A 13,053-nucleotide genomic window follows, 5' to 3' on the forward strand; every position below is an offset into this window, starting at 1 on the left:
GAGTTTAGTTGAATAATTTTTCAACAATTTTAATTTGTTCAGTTGTGCATAGAATAAGTACTTTGTCGCCTTCGTTGATATGAGTATCACCAGTTGGAATTATTAAGTTATCATTGCGGTCAATAATTGCTCCAACAATAGCACCACGCGGGAAATCTAAATTTTTAAGAGGTTTAGTGGTAATTTTGGACTTTGGTTTAGCTATATACATTGTTATCTCCGCTTCAATACCCGGCAATTCAACTACATTAGCAATAGATTGGCGTTTGATGAAGCTCTCAATAACATTAACTGTAATTTGTTGCTTGCTTACAACAGCATCGAGTCCGAGAGTACCGGAAAGTGGCAAGTATTCGTTTTTGTTTATCAGAGTAATAGCTCGTGGCACTTTTAGATGTTTTGCGATAATGCTTGTAATAATATTTGTTTCGTCGTCGCCAGTAATAGCAATGAACTCGTCCATATCAGGTAGTCCCTCTAATGTAAGCAAGTCGAGATCACCCCCGTCGCCATGAATAATTAGAGTATCTCTCAATTGGTTAGCTATTTCAGTTGCTTTTTTCTCGTCTTTTTCAATAATTTTAATATTCAAGTCGTTTTGTAATCTTTCAGAAATGAAGTAAGCAATTTGTCCGCCTCCGATGATCATCACATCTTCTATTTTAACGTTTTTCTTGCCAAAAATTTCAAGAAGTTCTTCGAAATAATTAGGATCGCAAGTGAAGAAAATTTGATCTCCTTTCATTAGGAAATCGCTCCCACGGGGAATAATAGTTCGCAAATTACGTTTGATCGCGACAATTCTCATTGGGATATGCTCATATTTAGTCCCGAGTTCAGCAAGTGGTATTCTAAGAATATCCAAATGTGAGTCAATTCTGATACCTGTAAAATGAACTTTTCCATTTTCGAATTCAATAGAATCAGTAGAGGAAGCCAGATTAATTAAGCGTACAATTGCTTTGGCAGTTTCTTGTTCGGGATGAACCATAAGATCGACACCAAATTCCTCTTTTGGTACGATAAAATTAGGATTGAGGTATTGAGCATTTTTAATACGAGCAATAGTTGTCTGGACACCCATTTTTCTTGCTAATTTGCAAGCAAGAAGATTAATCTCATCATTTCTGGTAAGAGCAACAAAAGCATCCATTTTGTCGATCTGAGCAGATTTAAGAACTTCGTAATCAGTAGCATTGCCTTCGATAACCATTGCATCTAAGTGTTCGCGAGCATATTCAGCTCGTTCAGGATTTTGTTCGATAATTACAATGTCTCCTTCGAATAAAGTGAAGCGTTTTGCGAGTTGATACCCGATACTACCAACGCCAACAATTGCAATATTCATTTTTCAATACCTTATTTAAAAAAAACAAAATTATCAAAAATTATCAATAAAGCGTAATGAAATTATAATAAGTAGTTTCTTATACATATTGCTTTTTAAAGTCATTTATAGTATTTTTGATAAATATTTAAAGATTTATTTATTAAAAATGAGGGAATTATGTCGTTTGTTATTGATGGTCATAGTTTGACAATTGAACAAGTTGTTAAAGTAGCCCGCAAAGGTGCCAAAATCACATTAGACGAAAAAGCAATTGAAAGAATTAAAATATGCCGTCAGATGTTGGAGAAAAAGATTGAAGCACGAGAAATAATGTATGGCGTTAACACTGGTATTGGTGAGTTTTCAGAAATAGTATTGACTGATGAACAGATCAAGGAATTTCAAAAGTATTTAATATATAATCACTCAGCAGGAATTGGCGAGCCGTTGCCGATTGAATATGTGCGTGGTGCAATGCTTGGGCGAGTAAATGTGCACGCGCATGGAAATTCGGGATGCCGTCCTGAAATAACTCAAACGCTTGTCGAAATGCTAAATAAAGGCGTAACACCTGTCGTTTGTAACAAAGGTTCAGTAGGTGCTTGTGGCGACCTATCACCTATGTCTCAGATAGCATTGCTGATGATGGGTGAAGGCGAAGCTTTTTACCAGAGCGAACGCCTGCCTGGCAAAATAGCGTTCGAGCGTGCCGGCATACCGATACCGGGACTTAAAGCACGCGACGGACTTGCAACAATTAATGGCTCAAATGTATTAACAGCAATGAGTGCAATTCACATCTGGGAATTCAATCGCATTTTGAAAATGGCAGAAATTGCGGCTGCAATGTCGCTCGAAGCTTTGCTTGCTAATATGAAGCCTTACGACAAGCGTTTGCATGAATTACGTGGCTTTCCCGGAGCAATAAGAAGTGCCAAAGCAATAAAAAAATGTTTAGAAGGTAGCGATTTGCTTTCTGGAAAAGTAAAAACTAAGGTTCAAGATGCTTATTCAATGCGTTCAACACCGCAAGTGATTGGAGCGGCACACGATGCACTGGCTTATGCTCGCAAGCAAGTTGAAACTGAGCTGAACGGAGTTGGCGATAATCCTATTTTCATTCCAGAGGATAATTTAACATTAACCGGCGCTAATTTTCAGGGAACACCTGTATCGCTTCCAATGGATATGGCAGGTGCGTCTATTACAATGGTATGCGTATTATCAGAACGCCGATTAAACAGATTGCTCAATCCCGCTTTGAGCCAGGGATTGCCAGCATTTTTGACAAAGGGAGCAGGTATGTTCTCAGGAATGATGTTGAGCCAATACACTGCGGATATGTTAATTGTTGAACAAAGAATACTCTCAAACCCTGCATCGATTCAATCAATCCCAGCTGCTGCCGACCAAGAAGACTTTGTTTCGATGGGAATGAATACTGCACTCAAAAATCATCAAATTTTGGACAATGCTTATGGTATTCTTGGCATTGAGTTTATGGCTGCTGCCCAAGCACTGGACTTCCGTAATTTCAAGAATGGTCGAGGTGTCGAAGTTGCTCGCAAAGTAATTCGTAAATATGTCGATTTCCTTGATGTTGATAGACCACTTTACAACGACCATAATAAGATGAAGGAATTGGTAAAATCTGGTGAAATTTTGGATGCAGTTGAAGCTGAAATTGGTAGTTTAGAAGAATAAATTGTAAATAAGTCGTTTTTATCAAACATCTTTTAAATAATAAAGGGGCTGCATTTGTTGAGCCCCTTTTATTTTCAAAGAACTGCTAAATATCAATAAATAAGAAAGATTAGGAATTTACTTGCTTTCTTTCTTTTTTATGACGAAAAATAGCCCAGAAAAATCCAACTACTATTAAAATAGTGCCGAGCCATACAAAATTGATAAATGGTTTGATAGCGAAGTCAAAAGAGAAAAGTTGAACAGGCTCAGCAATTGGTTCACCCTCACGTTGAAAAACAAATGCAGCTTGCGAGCCACCTTGCATCATCGCAATAAGTTCTGAAAAACCAACCATAATATTTGTTCCTGGGATTTGCCTCATTTCTGGGATGCCTTCCTTAGAATTAATGTCTATTGCTGAATATAGAGTATCGACATATTTTTCGTTTGACAAAGTAATTTCAACAGCAACGCCTAATCTTACTCTATTATCCGCCGACATTTCCATTGCGTGGTTCATATCAAACCCGAGCATCTTGATTTGCAAAGAAGTATCGAGTGGCACTTTTGACACTTCTTCGCGAGCAAGCAAAACCATTGGTAAATTTGACTTTCTTTCTGTTGATTTAGGTGAAATGTAAATATCATAACAAGGTTTTTCAATAATACCGGGCTCGAGAAAAGGCGCCATACGGTCGTTGAAATCGCTCCAATAGAAGATTGGTTTTAAAGTATGCGTGTTTTCACCTTTTTTTGCAGTAATGATAAATTCATATTTTTCTCTATCCTGAAAATGCTTTTCGATTTGGTTGATTTTTTCGAAAGTGATGTCGTAACCAAACACATTGGTTTTATCGCCGAGAGCAAGAGTAACGTGCTGAGTGGAAGAATATGCACCAGAAATCAATGCACCAAGCAGAAGGAAAGCCACCCCCATATGAGAAATATAAATCCCGAAGCTATATTTGTAAGATTTCCAGTTGCGAATAATAAATTCAAGATTAACAATAATAGTGTAAATTGCAGCAAAAGCAAGCATGAGGTAAGTAACAGAATTGATACCTAACCAAAAAACAATCAATGACAAAACAATTGAAATAGATAATGAAATAGAAATTCTGTTTATTTTGCTTTTAAAATCCGTAGAATGCCAGTGTAAGTAAAGAGAAAAAGCACTTGTTAATAACATCAAGATAGCAAAAGGCAAATTCCATTTATCGTAGAAAGAAATATCAACACTAGACTTTTGAGAACCCAAAATTTCTGTAAAAAGAGGCCAGTTAGTTCCAATAAAAACAATTATTGCAATAGCAAAAAGAATAATCGAACCAAGAGACAGGAAAAATTCACGCGAACTTCCTTTGAAATCAATTGCTCCGGAAATAGTAGAAATTTCATTTGAACGGATAATTAGCGAAATTATGCCAATTAAAAAGAAAACAGCAAGCGAGACCACCAATAAAGAATAAATAAACTTGCCAGGCTCACCAAAAGAATGAACAGAAATATCGCCTAAAACACCACTACGAGTTAAAAATGTTGCATAAAGCACCAAAGTGAAAGAAATAATAGCAATTACAAAATTAGTTCGGACAAGTCCTTTTGTACGTCTCTGAACAAGCATGGTATGAACAAGAGCAACAGCGACGAGCCAAGGAAGAAGCGATGCGTTTTCGACTGGGTCCCACCCCCAAAAGCCACCCCAACCAAGCACCTCATATGCCCAAAAGCCACCGAGCATAATCCCAAGTCCAAGAATACCTGTAGCCGCAAGTGTCCAAGGTAAAGAGATCTCGATCCAGTTATGATATTCCCTCTTGATTAATCCTGCTACTGCAAATACAAAAGGGACGCTCATCATTGCATATCCAGCAAAAACAATTGGTGGATGAATAGCGTTCCAGTAATTTTGCAAAATTGGATTTAGACCACGACCGTTTGGAGGAGTAAATCCAACGGGAGTTCCGCTATCAGTGAATGCTTCCCAAATGTACTGAAATGGGCTCTTTGAAACGAGCATCAAAGTCAGGAATACCAGTATTAGAGAATAAAACCCCATTACTAATTCCTGGTAACCGTGTTTTTTGGCATAAGGTTGCAAAAAGAAGCCAATAAGCACCATCATCAGTGCCCAAAGCAAAATAGAGCCTTCTTGCCCGGAATAGAAAGAGGTAATTAGCAATCCAAGTGGCAATTCTCTTGAAGAATAAGACCAGATGTAGTAGTATTGAAAATTATATGAGAGAATATTCGACAAAAGAAACGCAGAAGCAAAAACAATTGCAGCAAAAAGTCCCCAATAGGAATATTCTGCAATTTTTATATTCTTTCTGTTCTTTAAGGCTAAAAAGTAAAAAAGAGTAGATAATAAAGAGAAAATTAGAGAAACGTATATGGATAATTTACCGATCATAAATAACCTAAAAAATGTTGATAATCATTTGTGAATTATTTTTGCATTTTGCCTTCATATTTGCTGGGGCATTTAGTAAGAACTTCCGAAGCAATAAAAATATCTCCTTCAAACTTCCCTTTAACAACAACCATCGGCGCAATATCGAAATTATTTGGTTTACCACCATTGTAGATAACTTCTGCTATTCCATTTTTTTCATCTTTCAAATGAAACTTAAATTGGTTTTTTTTGTTATCGTAGTTCGAGGGAAGTTCTTTAACCCAAGAACCAATAATTTGAACAGTTTTGAGTTCTTGGCGAGCAGTTGCAAAATCAGAATATTCAATTTTACTCGCATCGAATGAATAAATTGCTAAAATAATTAGGATAATCCCAGCAATAATTCCGATTAAATATTTTTTCTTCATAACTAAACTCATATTTAATAATCAATTTTACCTAAAATAATAAAATTAATTTAAAAAAAGTAATTTTTTTGGGAAGCTTAATTCATTTTTAAGTGTGAATAAAATGAACTGGTAAAGAAAAAGTAAATGAAGTTCCAACACCAAGTTCGGAGTGAAAGCTAATTTCTCCACCTAATTTTTCGACAGCATTTTTAACAATATATAATCCAAGTCCGGTGCCTTGAATTGATTCGGAATTTTCACCACGATAGAATTGTTCGAAAATATGTTTTTTATCATTTTCAGGAATTCCAAATCCTTGGTCTTTAACTTGAACATAAATAACATTATCTTCGACAAGCCCGACAGAAATATTGACATCTGTATTCATTGGAGAATATTGGACAGCGTTTGTAACCAAATTCATCATAATAGTTTTAAATAAGTTTTCTTCTGTAACAATCATTGGATTTTGAAGCTCCACAGATATTTGGAAATTATGGTGATATTGGTCTATTGCTTTGATTTCATCAACCACATTTTCTATTAAGTTAGCAACATTAAATGGAGAAAAATGGATTTCGCTGAGGACATCTTCTTCGCTTAGATGACCAGTAACAAGAACGTTATCGAGCAAATGAGTCATTTGGCGAGCAGCTATACGAATTCTATCTACGTGCTTAGAAAGAGTGCCTAAGTCGTTTTTAACAATTGCAAGTTCCATAAGGAAAAGCGATGTAAGCATAACGGTGAGAGGAGAACGATATTCTTCCGAAATCATTTTTAGGAAACGCGCGCGAAGTTCGCTAAATTCTTTTTCTTTAAGATAGGCAGATTGGAGCTCATCTTTTGCAGAGCGAAGCTCTTCAAGAGCATCTTCGAGTTCAGCAGTCCGCAGTCGGACGCGTTCCTCGAGTTCGACATTCATTGATTTGAGTGCTTTTTCATTTTGTTCATTAATAATTGCAGCGGCAAAGATGCGAGAAGCAATTTCGAGAGCATCAATTTCTTGTCGGATCCATTGTTGTTTAGTTTCAACGTTTCTTATTAAGAAAAATCCCCAGAATTTGTTGTATGGAGTAATTGGAATAAAAGTAAGAGAAGTAAATTGAAAATTTGCGGGGAAATTCAAATCGTTAGTAGGTAGTTCATCATAATGAATGACAACAATTTCACCGGCAAGCAGTTTATTTTTAATGTTGCGGTTTGCTGTTAGTATAAATTTGAATTCAGGACTGGTGCATAATTGTTCGTTAGTAATGTCAATTAAAGAAGAGTAATTCAAACATTTCAAATCAAACGTATCATCGTTTTCGCTGATATGCTCGAATAAATACACTATAGACGAATCGGTGATCGAAAGAAGTCTATCGAGGCTTACTTTAATTTTATTACGCCAATTTGGTTCAATAAGGAATTGTTCGGCTGCGTGACTTATGGTTTCTAATATTTCGTCTTTTCTTGAAATAATTTTATGCAGACGTTTTGTTGTGGTTAAATCATCAACAATTCCAATAAAATAATGAAACTCACAAGGTTCATTAATTGATACTTCGCTCAGTAAAATATTACGAATTTCACCATTTTTTCTACGGACAGTTAGCTCAAAACTTGTTGGGAGTTTTTTTCCTTCAAGCGATTCAAGAGCACGTTTGCGAATGATTGAGCGGGAGTTTTCCTCGATTAAATTAAAGTAGTCGAATGCAGGAGATAAAAGTTCGTCTTTTGTGTATCCAGAGAACTCACAAAATTTTGGATTGATATAAAGGAATTTATGGTCCTTCATAATAAACATAGGATCGGTAGCATTTTCCAGCAGAGAATAATATTTTTTTTCACTTTCAATTAGTTTGGTCTGAATTACATGTCTATTCAATGCAAGTGATAAAACATTAAGAATCCTTAAAAGGATTTTAATATCTCCCTTGTTAAACTTTGAATCTTTGTTGGCGAGGAAAATATATCCAAAATTTTTTCCTTCAATATCTATGGGTGCATAAAGGTAATTTTCTATCGCTAAGATATTGTCGTTTAATTTGATTTGAACGGGTTTATTGAAATTTTCATAGAGATAATTATCTTTTGCAAATTGCTCTCTAATAAAATTATCTAATATTGAAATTGCATTATTATCAAATTCAAAAATAGAGCTATGAATAATATTAATGTGTTCACCGATATTGTTTATTGTAAGGAAACTAAAATGATTAGCGAATAAATTAGTAAAAGAGTAAAGCATCAGTTGACAAATTTTATGAAGTTCAGTTTCGTTGATAACATAATTTGAAATTGTAGCGACATTAACATTTATATTCACTTCACTTTGGAGCTGAATTTCTTTGCTAACTCTATCAATTGCAGATACTAATATATTAGAAAAGGTTCTTAGTAAAGCTGAATCCTCATTTCGCCAAGAGTTGTCGAGCATAGCATTAAAAATTGCAATGCCTCCGTACAAATCATTATCATAGATTACAGGAACGATGAAAATGTTTGATAATCCCAGTAATTTCATATACTTCCGCACTTCAGGAAAAGTATTTTCAATTTCAATTAAAAAATTATCTGAAACATAGTTACTCTTTTTAAAGAATGAATAAATCCACTGATGAATATTGTCGATTCTTTCTTTGAATTTATTGACATTTACTTGCAATGTGTTAGCGAAAAATGCATATTCGGGGGTGACAATCCCATCGCTAACCATGTAAAGAACAATTCCATCAGCGTTAGCAAAGTAACAGAATCTTTTGAGTGCATTTAGAGTCTTGTCTTCAAGTTCATAAGTTTCTAAACTTGTGAAATCTTGGGCTATTTCGCTGAGAAGCTTTTCGAAATTTTTTCTATATTCAAGGTTTAATCGAAGAAGTTTATTGCTCTTGTCTTCTTTGATAATAATGCCAATATATTGGTTCTCATCTTCAATAACAGGATAATAAATGACATAAATATTCTTCGTTTTGTTATCTCCAAAGAATAAAGTATATTCAGATGTTGAGGGTTTTTCGTTTGTGTAAGCAATGTTATATAAGTTTTTATATAGGCTTTCTATAAAGTTTTCGTTCAGATAATCCTTGCTACTTTGATTAACATATTTGACAAAAAGTTCATTGATTTTTAAGCTTTTAATAGTATCAATAGGTATTTCAAAGATATTTTCAGCAAAATTATTGCAGTAGATAATATTGCACTCTTTGTCAACAATCAGAAGTGCTTCTTTAGATAGTTCGAAGAGCTGTTCGAATATACTAATTGATATAGAATTGTTATTCATTTTGCAAAAAAATAATCATCACTCAGAAAATAAAAATAAGAAACTAAAATAAGTAAATCAAAAAATTATTTTTTTTGTGCGTTAATTCGTAACCAAGCATCGTAAAAAGGTAAAGATTCTTTCCATTTTGGTTGATTAGAACTATTGGCGAAGGCAAACACAATATCGAATAGTAAATTAGCGTGTTGCAATGCAGCATCATAATTAACTGAAAACTTAAAGTCGTCGTTGGGTGTATGGTAAATATGATGGGCATAATGATAGTATTTTTCGGAAGCTTCCTCTGAAGTATAATTTTCTAAATCAAGCCCATCCATAACAAGCAAAGCAGGTACGCCATTTCTTGCAAAAGAATAATTATCTGAATAAACAAAGGAATTATCCAATGCAAAGGAAGGCAGTTCCGATAAATATAGATTATTTGTTTTTAAGATACTATCTAAAACATTTAAACTATCTAAAAACTCTGCACCAATTGCAACCACTGATTTAAATTTATCCAAAAAAGCAATTCCGTCGATATTAATATTCAGAATAGTTTTGTAGAGCGGGCGTGCGGGATAATCACAATAATAGGCTGAACCGAGCAAGCCTTGTTCTTCTGCCGTTGTGAAAAGGAAAATAATAGAACGTTTGGGTTTGCGATTGGCTCCCATAATTGTGCGAGCAATTTCAAGTGTGGCAGCACATCCGAGAGCATTATCGGTAAGCCCATTGTAAATACTGTCGTTGCCAAAAGGGATACCAATACCAAGATGGTCATAATGGGCAGAAACTAAGACGTAGCTGTCGCGTAATTTTTCATCAGAGCCTTGAATAAGGCCAACAACATTAACAGCGAGGAAATCGTGACGTTCAACTTGAGGTTTGAATTCAAAAAAAGTGTTTAGCGGGAAACTTGATAATTTATTATTATTAGCAAGCTCCAAAATCTGATTTAGAGAGTAACCAGATTGGGCAAAGATAAAATCAGAAGCGATTGGGTTAAGAACAATACACAAATTTTTATTTAAATTGTAAGCGAGTGAGAAATCATCGAATTGGTAATTAAGTTTCATTTTATCCCAATGATTCTGATTTGAAATGCTTTTGGTTGAGACGATTATTAATGCAGCAGCACCACGAGAGAGAGCAATGATTTGTTTAGTTTCGAAGCTTGAATAAGTAGTAGGTCGTTCGCCTGCAAAAAAATCGGGTGAAGAAGAATGTGGTTCGCCATCCAAAACTACAATAACTTTTCCACGAACATCAATATTTAAGTAATCGTTGTAATCAAATTCGGGAGCAACGATGCCAAATCCTGCAAATACCATTTCTGTGCGGCGAGAAAGAAAAATCTGGTGAGAAATTTTGTAAACTAAATAGTCATCGTTTAGAGAGTACTCGCGAAAATTGTTTTCGGAATAAATAGTTAGTTTTGTTTCAGGGAGTAGTTTAGTGGAGTGCATAGGAATATATTGATAGAAAGTGCCTTCGTTGCCAAGAGGTTTCACGCCGTATTTATGTAATTCTGAGGCTAAATATTTAGCAGCAATTTCACTACCGAACGAACCCGTTAGTCGACCTGCCAAAAAATCACTTGCAAGAAAATTAACGTGACTGATAATCTGATTTTTATTAATCTCTGCAATCAGGCAAGAAGCAAACAGCAAGGTTATTATCTTTAGATATACTCTCATAAAAAACAATTTACTTAATAATGAAAAATAAAAAAAATTTGAATGAAAAAAATTTATTGTTCAATAAATGGCAAGGAAATTGACGATAATCAGAATGATATAATAGAAATAGCATAAATACTATGTTTTTTGAATGATGAAGAAAAAAAATGGCTAAAAATACACAAATAGATGTATTAAATTCACCTGCTATGAGCAAAATTCGCAATAATGTACTTCCGCAATTGAGCAGGAACAGGGATTTATTATTAGCGATGGGCGTTTTGCTCATATTGGGGTTATTAATTATACCATTGCCACCAAAACTATTAGATATATTTTTAGCGACAAATATTACTTTGTCTGTGTTAATCTTGATGATTGCGATTTACATAAGAACGCCGCTGGAATTTTCTTCGTTTCCAGCAGTGTTGCTTATGACAACATTGTTTCGATTAGGATTGAATGTGGCAACTACGCGTTTAATTTTAGGCGAGGCTTCGGCAGGGGATATTATTCAAGCATTTGGATCATTTGTAATCAAGGGAAATTATGTAGTTGGCGTTATAATATTTCTTATCTTACTTGTAATCAATTTTATTGTAGTAATCAAGGGTTCTACACGTATTGCAGAAGTAAGTGCTCGTTTTACTTTGGATGCATTACCCGGCAAGCAGATGAGTATTGATGCAGATTTGAATGCAGGATATATAGATGAGGCAACTGCAAAAAAACGACGCGAAGACCTAACTCGCGAGGCAGACTTCTTTGGTGCAATGGACGGTGCTGCAAAGTTTATCAAAGGAGATGCGATAGCAGGACTTGTAATAACGGGAGTTAATATTCTTGGAGGACTTGCCGTAGGGATGTTGCAATTCGATATGGATTTTGCAACTGCTGCTTCTACATATACAATTTTGACAATTGGTGATGGACTTGTAGCACAGATACCTTCGCTTCTTATTTCTGTTTCGGGTGGCTTGGTTGTTACACGTTCGAGCGGCTCAGATTACCTGGATACGGAGCTATCGTTTCAAATAGGTAGTCGTCCTAAACCTCTCGCGATTACTTCAATAGTATTATTAGTAATGGGAACCATACCAGGTTTCCCATTTATCCCATTTTTTATTCTCTCGGTTATAACCGGAGCATTTGCTTATTACCGGCACAAACAAATGAGACAAGAATCAGAAAAGAAACTGAAAGAAGAAATTGAAAAAGCAGAAGAAATTAGTGCCCCGCCTGAACAGCCGGTAGAGGAACTACTTAAAATAGATCCGGTAGAAATAGAATTAGGCTATGCCTTGATACAATTAGTTGACGAAACACAGGGAGGCGATGTATTCAAAAGAATAACAAATGTTCGGCGTCAATTAGCTCAGGAACTCGGTATAATTCTACCACCAGTAAGAGTAAGAGATAATTTGCAACTTGAACCAGAAGAATACGTTGTAAAAATTCGCAATAACGAGATTGCAAGAAACAAGTTGTATCCTAATATGTTGCTTGCAATGAATCCTGGAAATGCCGAGGGCACTCTTGACGGAATTAATGTAACAGAACCGGTATTCGGATTGCCAGCTGTTTGGATAAATCAAAACTTACGAGAAAATGCAGAAGTAATGGGCTATACAGTTGTCGAAGCAGCTACTGTACTAACAACACATTTGACAGAATTGCTGCGGCGAAATGCCGATAAACTTCTAACGCGTCAAGAGGTGAAGCGATTAATTGACAACTTGAAAGACGATTATCCCGCACTTTTAGAAGAAATACAACAGGAACAATTACCACTTGTACTTGTTCAGAAAGTGTTACAAAATCTACTTTCTGAGGGAATACCAATTAGAGATTTGCCTATAGTTCTGGAATCAATTCTTGAATATTCAAAAGTAACAAAAAATACTGATGTTTTGACAGAATACGTACGTCATAATTTATCTGAAACCATAAAAAAATTATATCAAGATAGATTCGGAGTAATTCACGCAATTGCATTAGATCCGCAAATCGAAGAGAAAATCACGAATGCACTTCAAATGCATGGGACAACTGCAATAGCACCATCGATGGGATTACCACCCGATTTTATCGAAGCAATGAAAAATAGTTTAAATGAGGCAATCGAGGAAATTTCTCTTGCGGGATATTTGCCGTTAATAATTTGTTCTGCACAAATACGTCCTTATCTTTATAGAATGATTCACAATACTTATCCACTTGTAAGTGTTGTCAGTTTCACCGAGCTTCCTGCAGATACTGACATAGAAATACACGGGCAAGTGCGTGTATAAAAAAGATAA

7 protein-coding genes are annotated in these 13,053 nt (G+C 35.2%); 2 read left to right on the plus strand and 5 right to left on the minus strand.

What is annotated here, in order from left to right:
* Positions 1–4: 4 nt before the first annotated feature.
* Positions 5–1,348: a Trk system potassium transporter TrkA gene (gene trkA / locus AC6QZF_RS01585; protein WP_499798131.1), complete on the minus strand. Its 1,344-nt coding sequence runs from the start codon at positions 1,346–1,348 to the stop codon at positions 5–7.
* Between the two features lie 159 nt (positions 1,349–1,507).
* Here trkA and AC6QZF_RS01590 point away from each other — a divergent pair, with 159 nt between their 5' ends.
* On the plus strand, positions 1,508–3,034 hold the full coding sequence (locus tag AC6QZF_RS01590) for an HAL/PAL/TAL family ammonia-lyase (protein WP_499798132.1): 1,527 nt from the start codon (positions 1,508–1,510) through the stop codon (positions 3,032–3,034).
* A gap of 109 nt (positions 3,035–3,143) precedes the next feature.
* On the opposite strand, the gene AC6QZF_RS01595 is transcribed toward AC6QZF_RS01590, so the two are convergent.
* The 4 genes from AC6QZF_RS01595 to AC6QZF_RS01610 form a co-directional block, all read right to left on the minus strand.
* The gene (locus AC6QZF_RS01595; protein ID WP_499798133.1) at positions 3,144–5,429 is read right to left on the minus strand and encodes a heme lyase CcmF/NrfE family subunit; all 2,286 of its coding nucleotides are present in this window, start codon (positions 5,427–5,429) and stop codon (positions 3,144–3,146) included.
* A 35-nt stretch (positions 5,430–5,464) separates the two neighbouring features.
* Positions 5,465–5,839: a cytochrome c maturation protein CcmE domain-containing protein gene (locus AC6QZF_RS01600; RefSeq protein WP_499798134.1), complete on the minus strand. Its 375-nt coding sequence runs from the start codon at positions 5,837–5,839 to the stop codon at positions 5,465–5,467.
* A gap of 88 nt (positions 5,840–5,927) precedes the next feature.
* Positions 5,928–9,092 (minus strand): sensor histidine kinase, encoded by a 3,165-nt coding sequence (locus AC6QZF_RS01605; RefSeq protein WP_499798135.1) that lies wholly within the window; start codon positions 9,090–9,092, stop codon positions 5,928–5,930.
* 65 nt (positions 9,093–9,157) lie between these two features.
* A complete protein-coding gene (locus AC6QZF_RS01610) occupies positions 9,158–10,771 on the minus strand; it encodes a M20/M25/M40 family metallo-hydrolase (protein WP_499798136.1) in 1,614 nt (537 codons plus the stop codon).
* A 149-nt stretch (positions 10,772–10,920) separates the two neighbouring features.
* Here AC6QZF_RS01610 and flhA point away from each other — a divergent pair, with 149 nt between their 5' ends.
* A complete protein-coding gene (flhA, locus tag AC6QZF_RS01615; RefSeq protein ID WP_499798137.1) occupies positions 10,921–13,044 on the plus strand; it encodes a flagellar biosynthesis protein FlhA in 2,124 nt (707 codons plus the stop codon).
* Positions 13,045–13,053 lie beyond the last annotated feature (9 nt).

Source organism: Eximiradius sp., from assembly GCA_937127445.1.
In the GTDB taxonomy this organism is placed as follows: Bacteria; Bacteroidota; Ignavibacteria; order Kapaibacteriales; family UBA2268; genus JAKIZO01.

Coding starts and splice junctions, on each gene's coding strand:
- AC6QZF_RS01590 (WP_499798132.1), top strand. CDS start 1,508: ATGTCGTTTGTTATTGATGGTCATAGTTTGACAATTGAACAAGTTGTT.
- AC6QZF_RS01610 (WP_499798136.1), bottom strand. CDS start 10,771: ATGAGAGTATATCTAAAGATAATAACCTTGCTGTTTGCTTCTTGCCTG.
- AC6QZF_RS01605 (WP_499798135.1), bottom strand. CDS start 9,092: ATGAATAACAATTCTATATCAATTAGTATATTCGAACAGCTCTTCGAA.
- flhA (WP_499798137.1), top strand. CDS start 10,921: ATGGCTAAAAATACACAAATAGATGTATTAAATTCACCTGCTATGAGC.
- trkA (WP_499798131.1), bottom strand. CDS start 1,348: ATGAATATTGCAATTGTTGGCGTTGGTAGTATCGGGTATCAACTCGCA.
- AC6QZF_RS01595 (WP_499798133.1), bottom strand. CDS start 5,429: ATGATCGGTAAATTATCCATATACGTTTCTCTAATTTTCTCTTTATTA.
- AC6QZF_RS01600 (WP_499798134.1), bottom strand. CDS start 5,839: ATGAAGAAAAAATATTTAATCGGAATTATTGCTGGGATTATCCTAATT.